The 25,579-nt window shown below is 34.6% G+C and carries 26 protein-coding genes, 1 tRNA gene and 1 rRNA gene; 3 read left to right on the forward strand and 25 right to left on the reverse strand.

Annotated elements, in window-relative coordinates; genetic code table 11:
• Nucleotides 1-74 (reverse strand): 16S ribosomal RNA (locus NE544_RS07010); the annotation flags it as partial.
• A gap of 445 nt (nucleotides 75-519) precedes the next feature.
• Between NE544_RS07010 and NE544_RS07015 the strand changes: the two genes are divergently transcribed.
• Nucleotides 520-966, forward strand: a complete 447-nt coding sequence (locus NE544_RS07015; protein WP_256268830.1) for a GAF domain-containing protein — start codon at nucleotides 520-522, stop codon at nucleotides 964-966.
• On the opposite strand, the gene NE544_RS07020 is transcribed toward NE544_RS07015, so the two are convergent.
• The 4 genes from NE544_RS07020 to pheS form a co-directional block, all read right to left on the reverse strand.
• Nucleotides 950-1,663, reverse strand: coding sequence for an AAC(3) family N-acetyltransferase (locus NE544_RS07020; protein ID WP_256268831.1), 714 nt, complete (start codon nucleotides 1,661-1,663; stop codon nucleotides 950-952). The genes NE544_RS07015 and NE544_RS07020 overlap by 17 nt on opposite strands.
• Nucleotides 1,664-1,679: 16 nt before the next feature.
• Entirely contained in the window at nucleotides 1,680-3,161 is a 1,482-nt protein-coding gene (gene glpK, locus NE544_RS07025) for a glycerol kinase GlpK (RefSeq protein WP_256268832.1), read from the reverse strand.
• A gap of 93 nt (nucleotides 3,162-3,254) precedes the next feature.
• Nucleotides 3,255-5,642, reverse strand: coding sequence for a phenylalanine--tRNA ligase subunit beta (gene pheT, locus NE544_RS07030; RefSeq protein WP_256268833.1), 2,388 nt, complete (start codon nucleotides 5,640-5,642; stop codon nucleotides 3,255-3,257).
• Nucleotides 5,643-5,654: 12 nt separating this feature from the next.
• A complete protein-coding gene (gene pheS / locus NE544_RS07035) occupies nucleotides 5,655-6,689 on the reverse strand; it encodes a phenylalanine--tRNA ligase subunit alpha (RefSeq protein WP_117571509.1) in 1,035 nt (344 codons plus the stop codon).
• 301 nt (nucleotides 6,690-6,990) lie between these two features.
• Here pheS and NE544_RS07040 point away from each other — a divergent pair, with 301 nt between their 5' ends.
• The gene (locus NE544_RS07040) at nucleotides 6,991-7,725 is read left to right on the forward strand and encodes an RNA methyltransferase (protein ID WP_256268834.1); all 735 of its coding nucleotides are present in this window, start codon (nucleotides 6,991-6,993) and stop codon (nucleotides 7,723-7,725) included.
• A gap of 6 nt (nucleotides 7,726-7,731) precedes the next feature.
• On the opposite strand, the gene NE544_RS07045 is transcribed toward NE544_RS07040, so the two are convergent.
• The 18 genes from NE544_RS07045 to NE544_RS07130 form a co-directional block, all read right to left on the reverse strand.
• On the reverse strand, nucleotides 7,732-9,051 hold the full coding sequence (locus tag NE544_RS07045; RefSeq protein WP_256268835.1) for an MATE family efflux transporter: 1,320 nt from the start codon (nucleotides 9,049-9,051) through the stop codon (nucleotides 7,732-7,734).
• 84 nt (nucleotides 9,052-9,135) lie between these two features.
• Complete coding sequence (locus NE544_RS07050; protein ID WP_256268836.1) at nucleotides 9,136-10,320, reverse strand: phosphopentomutase; 1,185 nt, start codon at nucleotides 10,318-10,320, stop codon at nucleotides 9,136-9,138.
• Complete coding sequence (gene deoD / locus NE544_RS07055) at nucleotides 10,317-11,033, reverse strand: purine-nucleoside phosphorylase (RefSeq protein ID WP_256268837.1); 717 nt, start codon at nucleotides 11,031-11,033, stop codon at nucleotides 10,317-10,319. Before deoD ends, NE544_RS07050 begins: the two co-directional genes overlap by 4 nt.
• Nucleotides 11,034-11,079: 46 nt before the next feature.
• Nucleotides 11,080-11,682, reverse strand: coding sequence for a hypothetical protein (locus NE544_RS07060; protein ID WP_118011207.1), 603 nt, complete (start codon nucleotides 11,680-11,682; stop codon nucleotides 11,080-11,082).
• A 22-nt stretch (nucleotides 11,683-11,704) separates the two neighbouring features.
• The gene (locus NE544_RS07065) at nucleotides 11,705-12,301 is read right to left on the reverse strand and encodes a hypothetical protein (protein WP_118011206.1); all 597 of its coding nucleotides are present in this window, start codon (nucleotides 12,299-12,301) and stop codon (nucleotides 11,705-11,707) included.
• Nucleotide 12,302: 1 nt separating this feature from the next.
• Nucleotides 12,303-12,623: a PTS lactose/cellobiose transporter subunit IIA gene (locus tag NE544_RS07070; protein WP_118115123.1), complete on the reverse strand. Its 321-nt coding sequence runs from the start codon at nucleotides 12,621-12,623 to the stop codon at nucleotides 12,303-12,305.
• Nucleotide 12,624: 1 nt separating this feature from the next.
• Nucleotides 12,625-12,918: a PTS sugar transporter subunit IIB gene (locus tag NE544_RS07075; RefSeq protein ID WP_256268838.1), complete on the reverse strand. Its 294-nt coding sequence runs from the start codon at nucleotides 12,916-12,918 to the stop codon at nucleotides 12,625-12,627.
• Between the two features lie 15 nt (nucleotides 12,919-12,933).
• A complete protein-coding gene (locus NE544_RS07080; protein WP_256268839.1) occupies nucleotides 12,934-14,262 on the reverse strand; it encodes a 6-phospho-alpha-glucosidase in 1,329 nt (442 codons plus the stop codon).
• Nucleotides 14,263-14,331: 69 nt separating this feature from the next.
• The gene (locus tag NE544_RS07085; RefSeq protein WP_256268840.1) at nucleotides 14,332-16,233 is read right to left on the reverse strand and encodes a transcription antiterminator; all 1,902 of its coding nucleotides are present in this window, start codon (nucleotides 16,231-16,233) and stop codon (nucleotides 14,332-14,334) included.
• A 10-nt stretch (nucleotides 16,234-16,243) separates the two neighbouring features.
• Complete coding sequence (locus NE544_RS07090; protein ID WP_256268841.1) at nucleotides 16,244-17,506, reverse strand: PTS sugar transporter subunit IIC; 1,263 nt, start codon at nucleotides 17,504-17,506, stop codon at nucleotides 16,244-16,246.
• A gap of 258 nt (nucleotides 17,507-17,764) precedes the next feature.
• A complete protein-coding gene (locus NE544_RS07095) occupies nucleotides 17,765-18,586 on the reverse strand; it encodes an exodeoxyribonuclease VII small subunit (RefSeq protein WP_256268842.1) in 822 nt (273 codons plus the stop codon).
• Between the two features lie 105 nt (nucleotides 18,587-18,691).
• Nucleotides 18,692-19,465: an HAD-IIB family hydrolase gene (locus NE544_RS07100; protein ID WP_256268843.1), complete on the reverse strand. Its 774-nt coding sequence runs from the start codon at nucleotides 19,463-19,465 to the stop codon at nucleotides 18,692-18,694.
• Nucleotides 19,458-19,592, reverse strand: a complete 135-nt coding sequence (locus NE544_RS07105) for a hypothetical protein (RefSeq protein WP_256268844.1) — start codon at nucleotides 19,590-19,592, stop codon at nucleotides 19,458-19,460. The genes NE544_RS07100 and NE544_RS07105 overlap by 8 nt, the downstream gene beginning before the upstream one ends.
• A 131-nt stretch (nucleotides 19,593-19,723) precedes the next feature.
• Complete coding sequence (locus NE544_RS07110) at nucleotides 19,724-19,981, reverse strand: hypothetical protein (protein ID WP_256268845.1); 258 nt, start codon at nucleotides 19,979-19,981, stop codon at nucleotides 19,724-19,726.
• 38 nt (nucleotides 19,982-20,019) lie between these two features.
• Nucleotides 20,020-20,427: a Gfo/Idh/MocA family protein gene (locus tag NE544_RS07115; protein WP_256268846.1), complete on the reverse strand. Its 408-nt coding sequence runs from the start codon at nucleotides 20,425-20,427 to the stop codon at nucleotides 20,020-20,022.
• Complete coding sequence (rpiA, locus tag NE544_RS07120; RefSeq protein WP_256268847.1) at nucleotides 20,405-21,079, reverse strand: ribose 5-phosphate isomerase A; 675 nt, start codon at nucleotides 21,077-21,079, stop codon at nucleotides 20,405-20,407. The genes NE544_RS07115 and rpiA overlap by 23 nt, the downstream gene beginning before the upstream one ends.
• 87 nt (nucleotides 21,080-21,166) lie before the next feature.
• The gene (locus NE544_RS07125; protein WP_256268848.1) at nucleotides 21,167-21,997 is read right to left on the reverse strand and encodes a MurR/RpiR family transcriptional regulator; all 831 of its coding nucleotides are present in this window, start codon (nucleotides 21,995-21,997) and stop codon (nucleotides 21,167-21,169) included.
• A gap of 41 nt (nucleotides 21,998-22,038) precedes the next feature.
• Entirely contained in the window at nucleotides 22,039-23,319 is a 1,281-nt protein-coding gene (locus tag NE544_RS07130; protein ID WP_256268849.1) for an adenylosuccinate synthase, read from the reverse strand.
• Nucleotides 23,320-23,453: 134 nt separating this feature from the next.
• Here NE544_RS07130 and NE544_RS07135 point away from each other — a divergent pair.
• Nucleotides 23,454-23,528 (forward strand) — tRNA-Trp (locus NE544_RS07135).
• A 196-nt stretch (nucleotides 23,529-23,724) separates the two neighbouring features.
• On the opposite strand, the gene NE544_RS07140 is transcribed toward NE544_RS07135, so the two are convergent.
• Together NE544_RS07140 and NE544_RS07145 are read right to left on the reverse strand one after the other, a co-directional pair.
• Nucleotides 23,725-23,928 (reverse strand): hypothetical protein, encoded by a 204-nt coding sequence (locus tag NE544_RS07140; RefSeq protein ID WP_256268850.1) that lies wholly within the window; start codon nucleotides 23,926-23,928, stop codon nucleotides 23,725-23,727.
• A gap of 331 nt (nucleotides 23,929-24,259) precedes the next feature.
• Nucleotides 24,260-25,555 (reverse strand): recombinase family protein, encoded by a 1,296-nt coding sequence (locus NE544_RS07145; protein WP_256268851.1) that lies wholly within the window; start codon nucleotides 25,553-25,555, stop codon nucleotides 24,260-24,262.
• Nucleotides 25,556-25,579 lie beyond the last annotated feature (24 nt).

Genomic DNA, 25,579 nt, shown 5'->3' on the forward strand with positions numbered 1-25,579 from the left:
TCCTCTCGTTCGACTTGCATGTATTAGGCATGCCGCCAGCGTTCATCCTGAGCCAGGATCAAACTCTCCATTTGATTTAGCTCTTAGATGTCTCTGACATCTTTCTTTACAATTGTTTGTTTCGAAATTGACGTTTTAGTTTGTATTTTTATTTCCTGTTCAGTTTTCAAAGATCATGTGCACCTCAGCAGTGCTCATCTATATTACCAAATACTTCCCATCTTGTAAACCCCTTTTTTAAAAAAAATTAAAAAAAAAGAAAAGAAGATTCATTCAGCCCCGTCAAGCCTACTAAAATCTTCTCTCCGTCAAAATTTGTTTTTGACACTAAAAATGATTCGCGCTATCAATTTTACTGTCTGTTATTCTTGCAGAAGTATTAGTATCAATCCCAAATTCCCCAAGCCTTTAAATAACAGCTTTATTTACACTTATATACTACTTAAAAAAAAGCTTTTTTTCAATGACAAAAGTCACTAATTTCATACATTTTTTGGTAAAATAAGTACGGTGATATAAATGAAAGAAATTTTAATTGAACAATGCAGTTATTTAATCGATGATACACTGCCAAACATCGCAAATATTTCAAATTTAATAGCTTTACTCTATCATGAAATGGAAAACATCAATTGGCTAGGCTTCTATATTTGTGATGAAACAAACAACGAATGTACTCTAGGACCTTTCCAAGGAAAAGTTGCCTGTACACGCATACCATATGGAAAAGGTGTTGTAGGGACTTGTGCTAAAACACAAGAAACACAAAGAATCGAAGATGTACATAAATTCTCAGGTCACATTGCCTGCGATTGTGCTTCCAATTCTGAAATCTGTATTCCTATAAAAAAAGATGACAAACTCGTTGCCATCTTAGATATTGATTCTTATAAATTCAATAACTTCTCAAAAGAAGACCAAGCCACCTTAGAAAAGATCTGCGAATTCTTTATTCCCCTTTTCTAAGTACGAAGATATCATCTAGACTCGAATCACTTTGTAGAACCGTCAAACCATCCAGTAAATCTCTAGATAGTTCATCATCTACAATTTGAACAAGAAACGACTTTGACAATTGACGCTTCGAATGAAGAAAAGCTCTTTGTACAACAGTCTTACCCAGTTGATACTCATTTGAAAGTGCCTGCACCATTAAACTCTTTTCTGGTGATACACCAATTAGAAGATTGCAGGCCTTTTTTTCATGCAAGAAAGAAAGACTTCCCTTAAAATTTAGAGCATCATTGACATCCACCTTTAAAAGGTTTTCATCAAAACATCCCCAATACGCAAAACTATATACAGGATGATTGGAACGATATACATCTTTATAGTGCAAAAACAAATTTGTGCACTCTTGATAGATTTCACTAGGCGTGTACATCACATGGTAGCCAGGCAAGTTTTCACGCACTTCTTTCCATTTTTCAAAAGGATATATCATATCCGTACAAGCAGGATCCAGACAAGAATATGAGAAACAAGGCATACATAATAAACCTGTATCTCCAATCAATTCTTGCAGTGTTTCTATCAACATTTGATAGTTACCCACCAAGCCACTATAACGAGATAGATCTGCTTCTAATAAAATTTTACTCCCTTTTTCAATTCCTAAGTCGATAAATATTTGTTTAAAATCTTCTTTTGTATAAATTTCCATGCCAATATTCTAACTTTTATTTATAACTCTGGCAAGTTTTTACCGCCTTTTTCCAGTTTGAATACAAGCTATCCATTTCTTCTTTGCTCTTTTCTGGCACAAACTCTTTTTGAAGATCTACCCCAAGCTCATCTTGTGTCCAATACCCACAAGAAAGTCCTGCCAAATAAGCTGCACCTAAAGCCGTTAATTCATTGGTCTTAAAACGTTGAACAGGCATTTGAAGTAGATCACTCTGGAACTGCAACAAGAAATTATTGGCAGCAGCTCCACCATCCACCTTCATCGATGAAATCTCAATTTGACTGTCTTGCTTCATTGCCTCTAATACATCTTTTGACTGATACGCCATAGACTCCAAGGCTGCACGAACAATATGATTTTTATTGGCTCCAAAAGTTAAACCAACCATAGTTGCCTGACAAGCATCATCCCAATAAGGTGCACCCAAACCTACAAAGGCCGGTACAATATAGACACCATTTGTATTTTCAACACTTTCTGCCATGCCCTGCGTATCTTTCGTATTTTCAAATAACTGCAACTGATCACGAAGCCACTTCATTAAACTACCTGAAACAAAAATACTTCCTTCTAATGCATAATTGACTTGATTACCAATTTGCCAAGCAACCGTCGACAATAAACCATTCTTTGATTCGACGATTTTATCGCCCGTATTCATCAACATGAAGCCACCTGTTCCATAAGTATTCTTAATGCCGCCCGCACTAAAGCAGCCTTGACCAAATAAAGCCGCTTGCTGATCGCCTACAACGGAACAAATCGGAACTTCTTGACCAAAAAAATGATACGAAGCTGTCTTACAATATGCATAGGATGTCGGTTTGACTTCCGGTAAGATTTGTCTAGGAATATCAAACATTTCTAATAATTCTTCATCCCAAGATAATGTATGAATATTAAATAATAGAGTACGACTCGCATTCGATACATCCGTAATATGTGTTAAAGAACCCGATAACTTCCATACGATCCAGCTATCCATCGTTCCAAATAATACTTTACCTTTTTTTGCCTTTTCATAGACATCTGGATTTTGATCAAAAATAAAACGAATCTTACTCGCTGAAAAATAAGGATCAATACGAAGACCCGTTTTCGCCTTCACAACATCTTCATACCCCTTCTCTTTCCAACTATCGCAAATACTCTTTGTCTGTTTAGACTGCCATACAATGGCAGGCCTTACAGGAAGCCCTGTTGATGCATCCCATAAAACACTTGTTTCACGCTGATTACTTATTCCAATGGCAGCCACTTGTTCTGGACGGATCTTACTTTTTAAGATGACCTCACTCATCACAGCCAAACACGCCAACCAAATCTCATTGGCATCTTGTTCTACCCATCCTGGATGTGGGTAGGATATTGTCGTTTCTTTTTGGGCAATCTCAACCACATTGGCTGCCTTATCAAATAAAACAGCACGCGTACTTGTTGTTCCGTGGTCAATTGCTAAAATATATTTTTGCATAGAAAAAATCTCCTTATATGTCTTATTTTAATCTTTTTGTAAGCCCTTTACAAGATTTCGTAGACAAAAGAAAAGAGATGTCAAAAACATCTCTTAACTACGAAGTGTTGCGTTGCAATCTTTTTGAATATGTTCAAGGATAGCTTCGAACACTTGGTTGATTTCTTCATCTTTTAATGTATGAGAATCCGACTGGAATGTGATCGATAACGCAACTGATTTTTCATCTTTACTTACGTGTTCACCTTCATAAACATCAAATACTTCTACATCACGAATGATCATTTCTTTATTTAAACGACCCTGTTTATTGATTGTGTCCACTACCTTTTGTACCGGCATTGTACGATCTAAAACGAATGCCAAGTCACGAGATACACTTGGATATTTTGAAACTGGAGTGAATTTGATTTTTGATTTTTTCACATCGATCAACGCATCAAAATCAAGTTCAGCCATCACAATATTCTTACCATATTGAGGATGAATATCACCTAATAATCCAACACAATCTTTTCCTAACATGATCTTAGCACTACGATATGGGTGGAAGTGTGTTGTATCCATATCATTTTCTACAAATGAAATTCTTTGAGCTGCAATACCAATTTGTTCAAAGAAAACTTCTACTAAACCTTTTAATGTGTAGAAATCACTTGGTGTTACATCACTTGTCCAACGAGTTTGTTGTAAATTTCCACTCATGGCGATAGCTAAATGCATTTTAGCTCCACTTACACCAGCTACATCACTCAATTCAAAGACATTGATATCTTTGATATTACGAGCACGGTTATAAGAAACAACATCTAATAAGCTTGGCAAAATACTTGTACGAATATAGCGACGCTCTTCACTCATAGGACTAGCTAGTTCGATTGCTTCATCATTATTAAAAATCGCATTGTCTTTCTTTTCTGTACTAACCAAAGTATATGTTAAACAATCTTGTAAGCCTTGAGCACATAAGAATTGACGTGCCTGACGAGTCAATTGTTGTTTATACGTTAATTTACCTTCTGTCATAGGCATAACTGGAAGCGTACTAGGCAAACGATCATAACCTAACATACGAATAACTTCTTCGCTTAGATCGGCCATACCTTCCATGTCAGTTCTTGAACTTGGAATGTGGCAAGTAATTAAATCATCAGCTACTTCAGGTTCAAAGTCTAAACGTGCAAATACATCGATAACTTCATCTAAGTTAAAGTCAGTACCTAAACGATTATTAATAGCTTCTAAAGTACAAGAAATTGATTTTGGTTCATAAGGAACTTGTCCATATTGAACTGTTTCTTCAATACCTGTCGCATCTGCATATTCAATCAACAATTGAACGGCACGATCCAATGCTTTTTTACTAGCTAATGGCTCAATTCCCTTTTGGTAGCGAACGCTTGCTTCTGTTGATAAATTTAAACGACGTGCTGTATTACGAATCGCAACATGATCAAAAATAGCACATTCAATAATAATTGAATCCGTTGTATCTAAAATCTTAGAATCATCTCCGCCCATAACACCGGCAATACCGATTGGTTTACCTTGATTTGTGATGACGATATCTTCTGGTTTTAATTTATAAGTCACACCATCTAAGGCTGTATATTCTTCATCAAAGCCATCGGCTACGACAATACTTTGACTTGGCAATGATTTCGCATCATAAAAGTGCATTGGTTGCCCTGTTTCTAACATAACAATATTTGAAATATCGACAATATTATTGATTGATTTTACACCACTAGCTGCCAATAATTCTTTCATCCATTTTGGACTTTCTTTGATTGTTAAATGATTAATAACTTTTCCATAGAATAATGGACATTTTGATGTTGTACTTTCAACATGCAAGTTACTAGGTGTACCTACATCACTAGCCCCTTCATATTTTGGAAGTTTAACTTCACGATTTAAGATGGCACCCGCTTCTTTTGCCATATTAAATGCAGCTAAACAATCATTACGATTTGGTGTTAAACCAATATCTAACACTTCATCATCTAAACCTAAATAGCCAAGTGGATCTGTATTTCCTACAGGCGCATCCGCAGGTAATACTTCAATACCACTCTTTTGATCATCACTTAAACTAGCTGGATCTACCCCTAGTTCAAGTAATGAACAGATCATACCATTACTTTCAACACCACGAATCACACCATTCTTGATTTCTCCACCAGGTAAAACAGCACCTGGTAGTGCAACAATTACATTTTGTCCTGCAGCCACATTGGGTGCGCCACACACAATATTGACAACTTCATTTCCTACATTGACAGTAGTACAGTGCAAGTGATCACTATCTGGATGTTCTGTACAAGTTTCAACGTGACCAATCACTAAGTTTGTTCCTTGCGATAAATGTTCAATACCTTCTACTTCAAAACCCGCATCGGTAATGCGTTTGGCCATTTCTTCAATAGAAAGATCTTGTACATCCATAAATTGATTAAACCATTTTCTTGAAATACGCATACTTAAATCCTCCTACTCATAACGTTTGAATGTAGAATTGAAACGTTTATCGTTTGTATAGAAATGACGAATATCATCAATGCCATACTTCAACATCGCAACACGCTCAATACCTACACCGAACGCAAAACCACTACATTTTTCTGGATCATATCCAGCCATTTTTAATACGTTTGGATGTACTTCTCCAGCACCTAGAATTTCAATCCATCCAGTACCTTTACATGTTGGACATCCTTTTCCATTACAAATGTGACAAGAAACATCCACTTCTACACTTGGTTCTGTAAATGGGAAATAACTTGGTCTAAAACGAATTTGACGGTCTTGACCAAATAATTTTTTTGCCATGAATTCTAAAGTTCCTTTTAAGTCCGCTAATGTAACTTTTTCACCAATAACCAATCCTTCCATCTGCATGAATTGGTGTGAGTGAGTCGCATCATCATCATCACGACGGTATACCTTACCTGGACATACAACCTTAATTGGAAGATTTGGTGCACTTTCTTCTAACACAACCATCTGAATCGCTGTTGTATGTGTTCTTAATAGACGATTTGGATCAATATATAAAGAGTCCTGCATATCACGTGCTGGGTGATCCTTAGGAATATTGGCTCTCTCAAAACAATATTCATCATCGACAATGTCGTCACCTTCAATAACCTGATATCCTAAACCAATGAATAAATCTTCTAATTCCTGGCGCACTAAATTTAATGGATGTGCATTACCTAGTTCTGGTTTACGCCCTGGCAAAGTGATATCGATCTTTTCGGATTCGATTTTTTTCTGCATTTCTAAAGCTGCCAATTGTTCTTTCTTTTCTTCAATCATCTTAGAAAGATCTTGTTTCAACTGGTTGACCTTTTGTCCAAAGATAGGTTTTTCTTCTTTCGACAAATCTTTCATACCCTTCATCAACTCTTGAACAGGTCCTTTTTTACCTAGATACAAGACACGTAAATCATTCAACGAAGATGAATCTTTGACATCTTGAATTTTTTGTGTAGCTTCCTGCAAAAGCTCTTCGATTGTTTTCATGTTGTTCTTCCTTTCCCTAAAAACAAAAAAAGACGACGCAAGAACGACTACTGCCGCGTTACCATCTTGCTTCGTCTTGATAGACACACTTAATTAACCATGATAACCGTATGAAACGGAAGAGGTTTTAACTCTTGCTCAAAGGTGAATTCACTATCCCTACTCATATAAACCTTTCACCAATCGGTTTACTCTCTGATCTAAGCGTTAAATAGTTACTATGTCTTCTCATTGCTTTAACAGTTCAAATTATATCGAAGTCCATGTTTTTTTTCAAGCCGAAGTATGGTAATATTTTTTTATGATTCAATCTGTAAACAATAAAAAAATAAAAGAATACGCCAAACTGATTCAAAAAAAAGAAAGAGATAAGACAAATCTATTTCTCGTCGAAGGCGAACATATGGTTAAAGAAGCATTTAACGCAAAGGCTCTACAAGAATTATTTATCCTTGAAGGACTCGAATGTCCAATAGAGTTTAACTATGAAACCGTAACGCAACAAGTATTAAACAAATTGTCAAACCAGAATTCAAATTCTAAAATGATTGGTGTATGTAAAAAATTAAACTTAAAACCAAAAAAAGAAAATAGTCTTCTATTACTGGATAATGTACAAGATCCAGGAAATGTAGGTACGATTTTAAGAACCGCTCATTCTTTTGGCATTGACTGCATTTATATGTCAAAGGGTTGTGCCGATATCTACAATCCAAAAACGATTCAGTCCAGTCAAGGAGCCCTATTCTATATTCCTGTTATCCAAACGGATTTAGTAGAAGAAATTAAAAAGCTTCAAGAAAGAAATATTGAAGTGTATGCCACAGCTTTACATGACAATCACAAGGATCTTCAAAATATTAAGCCAAGTGAAAAATACGCAATTCTAGTTGGTAATGAAGGACAAGGTGTGCGCAAGGAATTAATTGATTTAAGTAATCATATTGTCAAAATTGAAATGGAAACTTTTGAAAGTCTAAACGTGGCCATTGCCACATCGATTTGTATGTATACATTTAAATACGCAAAAAGGTAGCAAATGCTACCTTTTCATTTTTCTCCATTCAAATAATGAATACATGGCACATATAAATTCCGTAACGACAAAGGCATACCAACCTACATGAATGCCAAAACACTTCATTAAACCATATGTCAATGGAATTAAGATGACTAGTTGTCTAGCCAAAGTGATCACTAACGAAGTATTTGCCTTATTTAAAGCCTGGAAGGCAGCACATAAAACCATACTGATACCCGCAAATACAAAGCTTAAGCTAATGATTTTTAATGTGGGTATTCCTAATCCATACATTTGATCATTCGCACTAAACATGGCTAATAATTGTTTAGGGAATAATTGAAATACAATCGTTCCTACAGCCATAATGAAAATCGATAGAATCATAGAAAATTGTATAGCTTCAATTGCTCGATCTTTTCTGTTAGCCCCATTATTATAGGCAACAATTGGAATCAAGGCATTAGTGATTCCAAGCACTGCCATATTCAAGAAATTCTGTAATTTATAGTAAACACTAAAGACAGTAATCGCCATAGCTGAGATTGGTGCTAGAATCATATTCATAAAAACAGTCATAAAACTTAATACGGACTGCATTAATATGGCAGGAACTCCTACTTTATAGATTTTACAAAGAATAGGTATCGAAAAGGAAAAATTATGCATATGAATATCCAATTCTTTTATTTTTACCTTCGTAATAACATATCCAATAAGCATGGCACAAAACTGTCCAATAACGGTCGCAATGGCAGCTCCGGCAACACCCATTTCAGGTAGACCAAGCCATCCAAAGATCAAGATTGGATCTAGAATAATATTAATAATGGCTCCTGCTCCTTGCATAACCATGTTATAAATGGCATTTCCTGTTGCCTGCATGATTCTTTCAAAGATGATTTGTACAAAGACACTAAATGAAAACATCGTACATATACGAATATACGTATTGGCTAGTGAAACCACATTTGAATCGGACGTAAACCAAGATAAAAAGACATTAGAAAAAAGTAAACCTAAAACCAAAAAGACAAGTCCATTCACAAATCCTAATAAGATTCCATGCATCATTGTATTATTCGCATAATCAAATTTCTTTTCACCTAAGTATCGTGCAAGCAATGTATTAAAGCCAACGGCTGTACCACATGCAATCGCAATCATAATGGTTTGTACCGGATAACATAAAGATACAGCGGTTAAGGCATCACTCGAAATTTTGGCAACAAAGATACTGTCGACAATATTATATAAAGCTTGAATCACCATCGAAATGATGATGGGCAAACTCATAGAAATCACCAATTGTTTGATTTCCATACTTTCCATTTTGTTCATAAAAAATTACCTCCCTATGTTTTGGCAGTTTCATAGGGGATACCAAAACGAAAATAAATGCTAAAATAAGTTAATATGTTTTTTCTATTTTGTCAAATCAAGAATAGACTCACCAATCAAATCAGATGGTTTTGATAAATCAAAGTTATCTAAAACACTTGCACCAAGAACACCAAAAGAACTTGAATCATCCAATATTCCATGTTCTTTCATACTAGGTGAATACATTAAACATGGTACACACTCTCGAGTATGATCCGTTCCTTTATAGGTTGGATCATTTCCATGATCGGCCGTAATGATCAACAGTGTATCTGAATCAATAACACCAAGTAGCTGGCCTAATAAAAGATCAAAATCTTCAAGCTCATCAGCATATCCAGAAACATTTCTTCGATGGCCCCACTTGGCATCAAAATCCACAAGGTTCGTAAATAATAAACCTGTAAAATCTTTTTTCATTTCTTCAATCGTTTGAAGCATACCCTCATGACTCGAAGTCGAATGAATACTTTTTGTGATTCCCTGCCCATTAAAGATATCACGAATCTTACCAATACCAATCACATCCAATGCATTTGATTTTAAAACATCTAAAACAGTTTCACTCGATGGAGACAATGCATAATCATGACGATTGCTAGTGCGTGTAAAGTGACCCACCGAATTTCCTACATAAGGACGAGCAATGACTCTTCCTACCTTGTATTCTGGTTTTAAAGTTATTTCTCGAGAAATTTGACATACACGATATAGCTCATCTAATCCAGTTACTTCTTCATGACCACAAATTTGTAGAACACTATCAGCAGATGTATAAAGTATCAATTTCTTTCCGTTCGATTGAATCTCTTCCATCGCCAACTCATCTAAAATTTCCGTTCCACTTGCGCTTTTATTTCCAATAAAGACATGGCCAGTTAATCTTTCTAATTCCTGAACCAATTCATCAGGAAAACCATTTTCAGTAAATGTTTTAAAAGGTTTTGTCGTATGAATTCCCATCATTTCCCAATGACCTGTCATTGTATCTTTGGAACAACTTGCCTCATGCATCTTAAATGCATAGCCTTTTGATTGTAAAGTTTTACCACTTGGATGAAGATTTCCTAAACCTAATTTATAAAGATTCTCTATCTTTAGATTTGGACGATATTCTAGGATATGTCCAAAAGTATCGGCACCTGCATCATCAAATTCTTTGGCATCTGTAGCTTGTCCAATCCCAAAAGAATCAATAACGACACAAACTATTTTTTTGTATTTCATAAACGAATCGCACTTTCTAAGGCAAGCGTAATCATTTCATTAAAGGATGTTTGTCTTTCTTCAGTACTTAAATGTTCATTTGTGCATAAAGAATCCGATACAGTTAATAAACAAGCTGCCTTTTTATTCAATACTTTGGCGTTGTGGAATAGGGCAAAGCTCTCCATTTCGACACAAAGTGCATCTTGCTCTTCAACCATTTTTTCTGGTTGTTCATAGTCCCCTTCATAGTAGAACACATCACTAGAATGTGTATTTGTCTTTACAACAGGAATTGAAACTTCTTGACTTACACTTTCAATCAACTGATTTAATTCTTCATCAGGATATTGCATACGATCCGTATCGCCACTTTGTGCTAAGGCATAGGTAGATTCTGAATAACTTCCCTTGACTAAAGCTACAGACTTCATTGGTAATTTTTCAGAATAACTTCCTGTACTACCAACTCGTATAATGGCATCTACATCATAGAATTTAAAAAGTTCATACGAATAAATTCCCATGCTGGCCATTCCCATACCGCTTCCCATGACAGATACACGGTGTCCTTTATATATTCCTGTATATCCAAGCATACCTCGTACGTCATTAAACAAAACAGGATTTTCTAAAAAATTCTCGGCAATCAATTTGGCTCTTAAAGGATCGCCTGGCATTAAAACAACTTTTGCGACATCTTCTATATTTGCTCTATTGTGTGCTGTTGACATAATTTCCTCCTAAAAATAAAGACCAGTCAAAGCTGGTCTTTCCATCTTAATATTGTCCTGGGTTATACTTAAATGCATTCGGTACAACATGATTTGGATCATACTTCTCTAAAATTTTACCATATCTTTCACGATAATCATTATCAATTTTCAACTGAGGAATGACCTTTGTTCCCTCTTCAAAGAAGTGTTTTGATCCACGTCCCATTTCTTGTCCTCGTCTAGTGTGTTTATCCAAAGCAATATCTGGAACTTCCATGACTTTTCCCATGGCTGCTTCTTTAATAATAATATTTTTCAAATAATCACTTGAACGATCTTTTGTACTTGCACAAAGTAAACGAATCGCATGGATAAAATACATTGGCTGATCCCCATCATCATACGCATACGATTTACGTACTTCATTTAATGTGTTGACTTGCACAGCAGCTTGTAAATTTCCAAAACCAATATCTTCGACTGAAATTGTTAGTAATCGACGCCATAGCTTATCTAGAAACAAAGGTCCTGTGATATATAATTCATAAGCAGCTTGACATGCTTCTTCTACTTTATTGCGTCGAATGCTTTTTTGAAGTGTAGAAATCACTTCATCTGCGGCTAAGCCATTTCTTGTTTTTGCGGCAGCCCAAATATTATATGACATATTCTCTTACACTCACTTTCCATTAATATTGTTCTGAACTATATTTGAATGCATTCTCAACAACATGATCAGGATCATATGTTTCAAGAATTTTTCCATAGCGTTCACGATAATCATTGTCAATTTCTAATTGTGGAATCACCTTTGTAGCTTCTTCAAAGAAATGTTTCGATCCACGCCCCATTTCTTGTCCACGTTTTGTGTGTTTATCCAATGCGATATCTGGTACTTCCACCACTTTTCCCATAGCGGATTCCTTAATAATGATATTTTTCAAATAATCACTTGAACGATCCTTTGTACATGTACAAAGCACGCGAATCGCATGAATAAAATACATAGGTTGATCTCCATCATTGTATGGGAAGTTTTTACGCATCTGATCTAGTGCATGAATTAAAACTGGAACATTTAAATCTCCAAATCCAACATCTTCAACTGCAATCGTTTCTAGACGAGACCACATTTTGTCTAAGAAAACTGGTCCTGAAGTATATAATTCATAGGCTGCTTGACAAGCTTCTTCAACTTTTGCACGACGAATATACTTCTGTAATGAAGATTGTACTTCGTCCGATGCAAAGCCATTCTTTGTCTGAATGTCTGCCCAAATTGTCATTTTATTTACCTCTACTTTCTATTAATAAAATTATTTCTTGAATCAAAGTCTTTATTGTTTCTGCTGACATAAGTTGATCTTCCGCATGCGCCATCAACATTGTGATTTGTGGTTCTTGCGTATTCATTTCCTGCTGTAACAATTGAAGATGGGCTTCGTGGGCTTGTGAAAAACTTTCATCTCCATTTGACATTGATTGTTCGTAAGCTGTTTGATCGTTTTCACGATAATATTTAAGAGCTTCTAAATAATTTGACTTTGCTAAACCGGAATATGTGATGACCTGCATAGCAACTTGTGATATTTGTTCAACGTTAGCCATATTACCCCAATAATTTTTTTGCCAATTCAATAGCAGCAGCTCCATCTGCCATCGCGTATGCTCTAGGTTCAATACTTGCAACTGGAATATTTAATTGTTGATGAATTAAATCAACCGCAAAAACCAATTGTGGACCTACTAAGCATACATCCCATTTACCCACTTCGTTCTTAATTGAAGCATTAGCTACTGCACTCACTTCAATATCTTCACCTGTTTTTTCAGCAACATCTCTAATTTTTTTCACAAGAATTGAACTTGACATTCCTGCATTACAGCATAACAATATTTTCATTTTGATTTCCTCTTTCTATTTTAGTTCTGGCCAATATGCTTTATTCGCCTCAATAAAATCGTCTAAGATTTTTCTTGCCACATTGGCATTTGGAACACATTTATTTAAAGTTAATGCCTGTAACATTTTTAAATAACTGTGCTGCTCATACGCATCGACAACAAGCTTTTCACAATTTACTTGTTGTTCCATCAATCCCTTTTGGAAATGTGGAATCTCACCCACAGTGAGTGGTTCATATCCATCTTTTCCAACAATACAAGGAATTTCAACCATAGCATCCTTTTCAAAGTTTGAAATCGCTCCGTTATTTGGAACAATCAACAACATTCTTTCATGTGTATTAAATGCTAAGGCCGTTGCTAGATCCACAATAAATTCAGCATGAATACCGATTTGTAGTGTTGTATCTTTAGCTGTTTGAGCCTTTTCAATACGAGCACATTCACCAAATACACGTTTTTCTCTTGTATCCACTACTTGATCAGCACGAGTATAGTTTGGATCTGTGTGTGCTACCATATCATCTCCAAACAAATAATATTGGAAATATGAATTTGGACACATCGTAGGATCAATCGCAATAATATCTTTTACCTTTTTAGCTGTATCAAACCATGAGCTATCTGTATAATGTGATGCATCATCATCGGCTAAACAGTTTCCATATTTTAACTGGTGTGCAATCAAGTCTTGAATATATTCTTTTCCATCCTTATCCTTGATTGATGTCCACCATCCAAAATGATTCAACCCATAATAACGGATACACATTTCTTTACGATTTTTGAACCCTAAAATACGTGCTATTGTATGCTCCATTCCAATTGGCATGTCGCAAATATTGATAACTCTTGAGTTTGGTTTAAAACGACGGCATGCTTCTGCTACAATACTAGCCGGATTGGAATAATTTAACATCCACGCATTTGGTGAATATTTTTCCATATATTCAATGTTTTCCAATACACCCGGAATGCTTCGTAAACCATATGCCATGCCTCCTGGGCCACATGTTTCTTGTCCAACAACACCATATTTCAATGGAATCTTTTCGTCTAGAGATCTCATTTCAAGCTTACCTACACGAATGTGTGCTAATACAAAGTCAACATCTGTATAGGCTACTTCTGGATCCGTTGTTGCGACATATTCAATGGTTGGATCTTTTTCTTTGATTAAGATTTCGCATGCCTTTGCGACATGATTTTGACGTTCTTCATCGTTATCATATAATTTGATACTTCTTAATGGTAAACGATCCAAGTTGTCTAACAACATTAAAATAATTTCTGGAGTATATGTACTTCCTCCACCTGCAATAACAATTGAAAATTTCTTCATTTTACTATCTCACTTTCTTTTCATAAGACAATAAATTGATACATATATTATGTTTGGTTTTATTGTTTTTTACTCTAACAATTTAAAACTATATAAGTTTTTAATGAAGGCATTGCTATCTTCACTTTGAAGAAGTTCATGCATATATTTTTTGTGTGAAACAATTTGATTAAAGAATTGAAATAACAAGTTCATTTCATCATTTCGTTTCTTTTCGAGTGCTAACAAGAATACGAGCTGCACTTGATTTCCATCATGTTCAAATGGCTTTTTCAACAAGGCCACTTCTATACCTGTTTTATCAGCAAATGTAAACAGGGCATGTGGAACCATCATCTGTGATCCTAAATTAGTTGGATAATTCTTTTCCCTCAACAAAACATCTTCATAGAATCCTTTTGTGTCTGAAATAGATCCTGATTCATGTAACTTTTTAGACATCTCTTGTAAAAGATCAGGAAGCTTCATTGCATCTGAATATACCTTTACATGTTCTTTTTGAATATAACAATCTAATATTTTTGAAACACGCTTATTCATACGAATCATGTGGATCATTGAATTCAATCGTTCAATATCCTTGATTTCTGGTAGCTTATCCATACTGAATACTTCAACATCTTTTAAAACAAGAAATGAATCCAACGTAATAACTAGATCAATGGATGTAACGTCCTTTTTTTTCAAGACTTCCTTATTTACGATACCCACAATCACAATCTGATTTTTAAAATACATTTCAAGCCATTGTGTCAATAATTGTTTAACGCTATGGCGCTGACTTGTAACTACGATTGTTTTAAGTTTTACATTTTCATCCTCTAAAAATTGTGCAACATATACAGTTAAATATGAGATTTCATCTTCTGTAACGTAAACACGTTTGTATTTGAAAAGAATGGGAACAATCATCATACTGATTTCAAACGCAAATGGAAACTTTGTCTTTACATCATCAACAATGGGATTTTTTAATTCATACCCACCAATGACGCGTCGATTCATAAACTCTATGTGCAAAAGCATTTTACTAGATAAAGCTTCCGATTCCTTTAAGTTGATTGAATATTTATCGAATACTTCATTACAAAATTCATCAAAGACAAGCACTGTAAAATCTGTGATTTCAGGTACTTCATCCGTTGATTTCATTTTAAATGTATGTAAAAGGTTATATAGAATCGGGATATCAGCCTGCTCTAAATAAGGTGACTGCATACATAATTTAGTAATGACACGAGTGGAAAGATCATCCGGAGAACTTATTTGATTATCCTCTAGATTGTATCCATTTAAATTTCGTACTCGACAGATCAAGATGCATGCTGCAAAAATAGATAAGTTCGTTTCTGATAAATAGACTTGCTCCCCATTCATGATTTTGATTACATCTTCCTTTGTGGATGTGTAATATTTCATAACCCACGAATCACTTAGAAGCATATAAAGAATGTCCATCAAAGCATCTGGATTTTCAAGTGCCATGTCTTTTACGATTTTAAAAAGAAGCTCACGAATTTCACTTTCTTCTAATAAAATGATACACTCATCTTTTTTTAGTTTGAATAATTCCACATTGTAGTTTTTCAACAAAAACTGAATCACTTTATTGATTTCTTTGCGGATTACAGAATCAGATAAACCTAATAATTCAGATAAATCATATATACTGCAATCCTCAAAGAATAGTATTTTACCTATAATTTTGTAAATACGATAGACAGCTAGATCCATATTTTCATTATCCTGATTGACTATGTTACGAATAATATCTAGGTGCTCATCATTAATCATATATCCTTGTTTTGTACTCGAACGTATTAATATACAGTTTGTCACATCATTCATAAATGTGATTTCATTACGTATAGTTCGTGTTGATACATTTAAATTTTCTGATATTTCTTTTCCATGAATCCCCGGATTATTCATAATCAATTTTATAATTTTTAATTGTCTAGCTGTTAACATGTTTCTCTTCCTACTTCTCTAAAGCTTGTTCTTTTTGTAGCTCTTCTTTCTCCATCATCTTGAAGAATGGATAATAGAATACAGTTTGTAGAATTAACAACACAAATACTAGGGCTACAGCCTTCCAATCTAATGTCATTAAGAATGCACTTACTCCTGGAGGCAAGAATCCTGGAGGATTGGCAATTGGTTTACCGACTAAGCCTAAATTCATTGTTAAATATACAATTGTTGTACAGATCAATGGTCCGAACACAAATGGAATAAACATAAATGGATTCAAGATAATTGGTGTACCAAAAATTAATGGTTCATTGATTCCAAACAAGCTTGGAATAATAGATACTTTACCTACTGAATTCAATGATTTTGCCTTTGATCTCATCATTAAAATATTTAATCCTAATGTTAAACCAGATCCTGATACACATAATATACCATAGAATAATCCAAACGTGAAAATATGTTGAACAGGTTGTCCTGCCGTATAAGCTGCAATATTTTCAGCGGCATACGCAATCGCAAAAGTTGCCCATACAGCCGAAGTAATACTTGGTCCATGTAATCCAAAGAACCATAATAACTGAGTTAAGAACATCACAATCAATAAAGCTGGTAGTGTATCCATGCCTGTTATAGCTGGTGCTAATACATTCATGATCAATTGTGGGAATGCAACACCACCAAAAGTCAATGAAAGATTTGCGATTGCAACGGCAATAATTGTATTCAATACTAATGGTACTAAGGCCGCAAAGCTATCTTGTACCATTGGTGGTACACTTTCTGGCATTTTAATATACCATTTGTGTTCGTAACAAATATGATAAATTTCAACTGTAAATAGAGCTGCAACAATACCAGTAAATAATCCAGTAGATCCTAAATAAGATGTATTTAATTGACCATCTTTAACTACAGCACAAAGAATAAAGAATACAACTAAAGCTGTAACAGCAGGTTGACTTCCTTTTAAATCATATTTTTCAGACAAAGTCTTCGCAATAAAATATGTTGCATATACTGCAAGCATATCGTTTGTGAATGCAGATGCATATGTCAACACGCCCATATTCGCACTTAAGAAATCATAAACAGGTCCACTTCCCAAAAGGTTGGCAATACCTAAGAAAATAGTACAGAATGAACCAATGATAATAATAGGTATTGAAGCAACGATTCCATCTTTGATAGCTTGAATGTGTTTTTGTTGTTCAAGCTTGTTCGCAATTGGCATCAAATACTTCATCAGTACGTTTTGAATTTTTTCCATTTTCGCTCTCCTCGTATACAATTTTTGTCGACCAAATTGTTAACTATATATTAAATATAAACAGAACAATTCTCAAATCTTCTTTTTCCACTTTAAGCGGAAACTAAAAAAAAGCCACCATAAAGGTGGCTACAAAATCAAATTCATAATTTCTTCTTCACTTTTAGATACAGACTTCGCAACTTGAGATACGCTCATACCATTTGAAAGCATGGTTTGGATCATCAATGTCATTTCTTGATTCATTTGCGCAATCTTTTAATCTGATTCGTTTGCACGTTTATTTGCTTCTTGTACTTTTTTATTTGCTTCCTCTAATCGTTTATTCGCTTCCTCTAATCGTTTTTGAGCTTCCTCTAATCGTTTATTCGCTTCCTCTAATCGTTTATTCGCTTCCTCTAATCGTTTATTCGCTTTCTTTAATCGTTTATGAGCTTCTTCAAATTCAAGTTTTAGTTCATTTTCTTGTTGTATTCTAAAGTCTTCAATCCATTTTGTCCAACAATCATTCGATATGGTTTCTACTCGTTTTTCTACCGTTTGAATTACTTCATCATTTTCTATCATCTTAGTTTTACCATTATCACGACAATTCAAAAAGTAATATACCATTTTTTCTTTATCATTCATCTGATCATAAGACTTATCTAAATTTTGTGTTGAATACACAGATATTTTCAACATGCCATCCGGAAAAAGCAAAATACCATTATCATTTCTAAATTGAAGATCTATTTCAAATTCACATTCCTTACCATCATAGAACGCAATGACTTGACATGGGTTTAAATCATATTCTTCCTGTGATCCAAACAACCTCATAAGATAATATTCAGATAAGCGATGTAATTTGATTATATTTTGATCTATCAGAATAGCTAGTTTCATCTTGGTGTTGTCGTCAAATTCTACAAAAACTTCAAGTATTGGATCAACCCCCACATTCGTTACATGTACATTCACCACCTTTCTTTCCAAAAATACCGTGAGTAATGATTTTAAGGCATCGTTTGCCTCCTTACAATCTTCGCCAAACACATACTTAAAGGCGAAATCATTTAATAAATTTGCGCTACGCATGAGCACCTCATTTCTAGTAGGCATTTCCTACATACTCATATACGTAAAAAAATGCACTTTTTCTAATAAATTTTAATTTTTGCGCAAAAAAAGCGCCTTTCGACGCTAAATCCATTCCATTTTCTTACAAATATTATAAATTCCATCATCCACATTAGCATCTGTGACTAAAGTTGCGATATTCTTTAATTCCTGACACGCATTTCCCATCGCAACACTTGTCCATTGTGGATCAAACATCACCTTATCATTGGTGTCATCCCCAAAGACAACCACATCTTTTAAATCACCACCAATATGCTGCATCATATCTAGAATACCTTGATGCTTAGCATCATATTGAAACATTAAATAATCTGGCACAAAACGCATATTTCCTAATGTATCCTTTAAAGTCAATTCGGATTCTTTCTCTTTAGGGATTGAGATATACATTTTATAGATTACATCCAATGCATCTACATCTAAGTTCTCATCATAAATATATTCCGTTGGTTCCTTACGATCACCCACTTGATTTTGGAATGTATGATCCTTTGTATATACCTTAATCGAATCGTCTAGCGCAAATAAAACGCCATATCCTAAAGATAGTGCTTGGTTGGCAATTGCCTTTGATTTTTCTAAATCCAAAGGAATATTTTGAATCAATTCATCATTTATGACTAATCCGCCACCACCGCAACAAACCATATCATGTAAACCCACACTCTCCATAAAATTACGTGCTTTATAGTGTGCACGACCTGTCGCAATAGCTACAAAATGACCTGCCTTTTGAAGCTCATTCAAGGCTAGCTGTGCACTGGGTACAATTTTGCCCGTCGATTTATCTGTAAGTGTTCCATCTATGTCAAAGAAAAAGTATTTTTTATTCATATTTACCCCACACTTTCTGTACTTGAGTTAACACATCCCTCACATCTTGAATATATTCTAAATTTTGTTCCCCACTCAAGTTCGTAACATATTCTTCCATATCTCGAATTTCATAATTTAGTGCCAAACTACTTTCTCCACAAGTAATCTGATCTGTATGTCAATCACTCGTATATGTAACGGTTGCATGATCCGCTCTAGGAAAATTATACACCTCAACATCCCCATTCTCACATGCCATCAAACCTCTTTTGGTTGCTAAGCACGCATTGTCAAAGAAATTATCACAATCTCCATATCTTTATTCTGAAGTAAGATACCACTTGATTCATCCACACCCGTTTCAAGAGGTGTCATCGTTGTTAATGATGTATTAGGCTTACTTGTCATAAACCAACGCGCAAAACTTACGGCATACACACCAATATCAAGTAGAGCACCACCAGCTAGGTTCGGATTAAAGAATCGATTGTTCACATCATATTCTTTAAAGTTACCAAAATTGACTTGAACCATCTTCACTGGACCTAAACAATTGGATGAAATTACTTTTTTTACTCTTTAAATAAAGGCATATGAAATAGGGTAACCCCATCACTGATTGCCAAATGCCTTTCTTTGACAATTTCAACACACTCTTCCAATTCGTCCGAATTTATAATTATAGCCTTCTCACTAAAGACATGTTTATTATGCAACAAAGCATCCTTCATAATTTCATAATGCGAGTTATGCGGAGTCGCATTATAGACAATATCAATATTTCCATCTTTAAACATAGCTTGATAATTTTCATACACATGTTTAATTGAAAATTCTTCGAAAAACTTTTTAGTGGAACTATAATGACCAGAAGCCACACCATAAACACCAACATCTTCTTGAATCAAAGCATTGGCCATATCATGCGCAATCCAGCCAGGACCAACAATTTCCCGATTATAATGAATGAAATTCTCCATCCTTTTCCTTTTTGAATACACCCATATCATTCACTAGAATCATACCTGTCAATATATCCACAAATAAACTTGTATCGACAATACCAGGCATCATCAACAAGGTTTGATTCAACAAATGAATATCTTCTACATTTTTGAAGTACACATCGAATAAGATATTCCCTTCATCACTAATGAGAAAACCATCTTTATTTGAAGCGCTACGCCATTCAACAATCCCATTTAATTCTTCTAATTTCTTTTTCACAATACTATATGCTTTAGGTAATACTTCCACTACAACAGGCACTTGAAATGCCAAAGTCTCATGAAATTTAGTTTCATCAACCAATACAATATATTCATCGGCCATGGACGCAATAATTTTTTCTTGCGTATGAATACCACCACCGCTTTTTAAAGCATTCAAATGTGAATCTACCTCATCACATCCATCAAAAGCAATATCAACATGATCCACATATTGTGTATTCAATACAGTTAATCCTTCTTTTTGGGCTTTTAAAGCTGTTTTTGCAGAAGGTGTAACCACTTGAATATCTTTATCCTTTACATAATCAATCAAATATTGAATGGTACTGCCACCGCCTAGGCCTACAACCATTCCATCCTTCACTAATATTGATGCATACAATGCACATTTCTTTTTCATAATCATCACCACCTTCAATATATCATGTAATTTATTTTCGTCAATAAATACTTTATGTAATTTTAATTCATACGCAAAAAAGAAGAACTATACCTTCAAAGAAGCATATAATTCTTCACATTGACTGATTCGATCATAACTATCTGTGCGTTCATTCGTTAAAAATAAATATAAAATTTCAATGACGGTCGCCACAGAAATTCTTGAAAAACAAAACTCATTTAAAAAGAGCTTTTCACGCGTCGAAGTCTGAATATGATATACACATTCTTTGGCAACAACTGAATCCTCGTTATTCGTAATTCCAATCGTAGGTACACCTCGCTTCTTCATTTCTTGACATACCGCTAAAACTTGACTACTTTCTCCACTATTTGAGATTGCGATGACTACATCATTCGAATCAAGACCAAGCGCATAAGAAGCTTGATTTTCCCAAATAGTAGATGTAAAGGTTAAAATACCAATTTCATTAAATTTAAACATACAGTCAAGTGCCACTGGAATCGTATTTCCCACGGCACACACAAGTACGTGTTTAGCATTTTGAATCAAAGAAAGAATCACACTCAATTGATTCACATCTATATTACGAATTGTAGCCGTAAGTTCTGAAATCTTATTGGAAAGAATGGTTTCTAAAGAACCTGAAATATCACTTGTAGAAATGGTGTTTGATTTTTGTTTGATTTCATTGACACAATCCCTAGCCAAATTCACCTTTAAATGATGGAAACTATCCATCTTACATTTTCTGGCAAATCGCGAAACACTCGCCTGCGAAGTATTACATGCTTGAGCAAGCTGTTTAATTGTCATATTCACCACATCTTTTGGATGTTGGATAATATAATCTGCAATTTTCTTTTCGGAATCAAAAAAAGAATTATAATGTCCATGAATTGTATCGAGTATCATATAATCACCACCACTTCTATATTATCAAAAAAGAGATCAAATTACTTGATCTCATGTACGTAAATATTATTAACACGATCTGGTCCTACAGAAATCATAGAAACACGTACGCCAGTAAACTCTTCAATGAAGTGTACATAGTCTAAACATTCCTGAGGCAATTGATCGACTGTAGTCATCTTAGTGATATCTGTCTTCCAACCTTTGAAAGTTTTATAGATTGGTTTAGCCTTGGCAACATCTGCCTGATCACTAGGAATATAATTATATTCTTTACCATCGATTTCGTATCCAACACAAACCTTGATTTCATCTAAACCGTCTAATACGTCAATCTTAGTGATAACGATATCTGTTAATCCACTCATTAAGTTTGCGTGTTTTACAGTTAATAGATCCAACCATCCACAACGACGAGGACGACCTGTAGTAGCTCCATATTCTCCACCGTGCTCACGAATCCATTCACCTTGTTCATCTAATAATTCAGTAACGAATGGTCCTTCACCAACACGTGTTGAGTATGCTTTTACTACACCTACAACAGTCTGAATACGACTTGGTGCAATACAAGCACCTGTAGTAACACCTGCACTTGTTGGGCTTGAAGAAGTTACATATGGATAAGTTCCATAGTTGATATCAAGCATAGCTGCCTGAGCCCCTTCAAACAATACTGTCTTATCTTCATCCAATGCTTCATTGACTAAGTGTGTTGTTTCTTGGATCATAGGGACAATACGATCATAAATAGCTTCAAAATCAGCTACCATCTTATCGTAATCCATTGCTTTTCCACCATATACGGCAGTAAATAATTTGTTTTTAAAATCTAAACAATCTTTTAAACGAACTTTAAAATGTTCAAAATCTTTAAATTCATGGTAACGAATACCGTGACGAGCATACTTATCTGCATAACATGGACCAATTCCACGTTTTGTAGTTCCGATTTTATTAGCTGCTGCTTGCTCTTCTAATTCATCTTGATATTGATGATATGGCATTAACATCTGTGCACGGTCACTAATAATGATGTGTTTAGTTGATAAACCATCTTTTTCTAATTGTTCCATTTCTTTTAATAATACGAATGGGTTACAAACAACTCCTGGACCAATGATACAAGTTGCTTCTTCATGTAAAACACCACTTGGTAATAAGTGCAATACATGTTTCTTACCATTTACAATGACTGTATGACCCGCGTTGTCTCCACCTTGGAAACGAACGATCATATCCGCCTTTTCTGCTAAAACATCGACGATTTTTCCTTTACCCTCATCGCCCCATTGGGTACCTACAACTACTTGGCTTGACATAAGAGCCTCCTTTTAGGTATGTTCTTTACAATACCTAATTAATTATAAGTAACCCTCATATTATTGTCAATTGAGATTTTTTAAAAAAAGAGCTTGCACAACCATTTAATTCATGATATCATTAACAAGCACTTAGGGGTATCGTCCAAAGGCTAAGATAGCGGTCTCCAAAACCGTTGATGTGGGTTCGAGTCCTACTACCCCTGCCATTGAGCTTTCTATGCTATACTAATTAAAAAGCGTATATATATATATATATATATATTCGTCCAGTTTGAATAGTTATAGTTGGGATAAAATAAAAGGTAACATTCAAAATTTGGCGATGGCGAACATTGCCTTTTATTTATTTACTAAATTCAAAGTTCTTCAATTTTCAAATAACTATCTACCGACAGGAAACACTTATGCAGTTTCCTGCTTTTTTTTATTCATGTCATCACGTATCAATCGTTTGACATAAGTTTGATATGGAGTTTTCAAAGATTCTACCCACTCAATTAAATCTGATTCAGTTTTTAAATTAAACTTTAAAGGCTTTTGAATTAGATTGTTTTTGGCATATTCTGCTTCTTTTTCCAGCTTACGTTGCTTAGCATCATAATTCATCTTTGTTATTTCCTCTCTACGCTTATATAATAATGGATACCCATTATTAAGTCAAGCGTTTTATAAAAAAATTTTACAACATTTTTATTATATTTAACAGTACCAATTCTTACTATGGGTTATAACTACAACTTATTCCTTGTATGAGAATACATACTTCATAACCATTCAATACGATCCCGCATATAACCTATTTTTAAAACTCACGAAAAAAAGAGAGGATTCCCGTCCTCTCTTTCTCTATGCCAAAAATGGCATTCAATGTACTACTTGAATTATATATCATGTACAGTTCAAAAACAAATACATAGTATCCATTACTAATAATCCACTATACTTTATAAACTATATTCGTAACATCGCCTAATTCAAAATCATACGTGATATAGCTAATATGAGTCTGAATCAATTTTCGTTTAGTCACACGATCCGCATAGATCAGCTGACGAATTCCCGATTCATCAAATTCTTTTATTTTCTTGCCAATATCAAAAATCATTTTCTTGACTTTCTTCATAGAAAGGTCATACGTTGTAACATCTATGCTTCCGTTAATATAATCATCTAATATTTGTGATCTTCTGTCTTTAAAAAACAACAAATCATCTTCTAGCTTTTTTAGCTGTTCGGATGTTTTGTTGCTGTTGATATGCAAACCAAGTGGTATAACAATCTGATTAAAGAGTTTATCTTGGTTCACACGTTTATTACATTTTGGACACCAGTAATAATAATAGGTGTGTCTGTATTTGTTTTTTGTTTTTACAGTACTTACGTGATCGCATCGTTTACCACACTTACAATGTACAATTCCATGAAATAAGTACATTTCCTGATGTGGCATAGATACGTTTCTATGCGTTGCTTTTTCTACCGCCTTATCATATAGGTCTTTATCTATAATAGCTGGCACTACATCATCATATTCCACTCCACGATATTCAAATATACCTATATTTCGCTTGTTTATTAAACAATTCCTGATGAAATACCATTTCTTTTTCATCCCATACGTTTTCTCTAAATATATTCTTAGATCATCAATCCCATATCCCTCATACACATATTTTTGAGTCATATCCTTGATGATGTCAGCTTCCTCTGGAACAATCTTTAGAACATTTTTATCTCTAGTCCATCCAAATGGATCTCTACCGCCATACGGATATTTACCACTTCTTACCATTTGTTCTAAACCCGCAACAGTACGTTCACTTATCACCTCACGTTCCCATTGACTGATTACCGATAAAATACCAACTAACATTCTTCCATTGGCCGAAGAAATGTCTATACGATCTACAACCGCTACAAGCGAACAGTCATACTCCATTACAGTTTTTATCAATTTATACGTATCTATAACGCTTCTGGTAAGCCGATCCAATTTAAAAGCAACAATAGTATGTATCTTTCTTTTGTACACATCATCTAACATTCTTTTCATCTCAGGTCTTGAAAGATTTTTAGCAGAATATCCATCATCCTTGTAAATCTTCACTTCATCATTTGGAAAATATAAATCAATATATTTTCTGCACTGTACTTCCTGATCTCCTAAACCATATCCATTGTGTGCCTGATCGAAAGTCGAAACACGCAAATACATTGCAACAAATTTTGTCATAAAAAACCTCCATAGGCTCACCAT

The organism is Holdemanella sp. MSK.7.32 (assembly GCF_024460475.1).
In the GTDB taxonomy this organism is placed as follows: domain Bacteria; phylum Bacillota_I; class Bacilli_A; order Erysipelotrichales; family Erysipelotrichaceae; genus Holdemanella.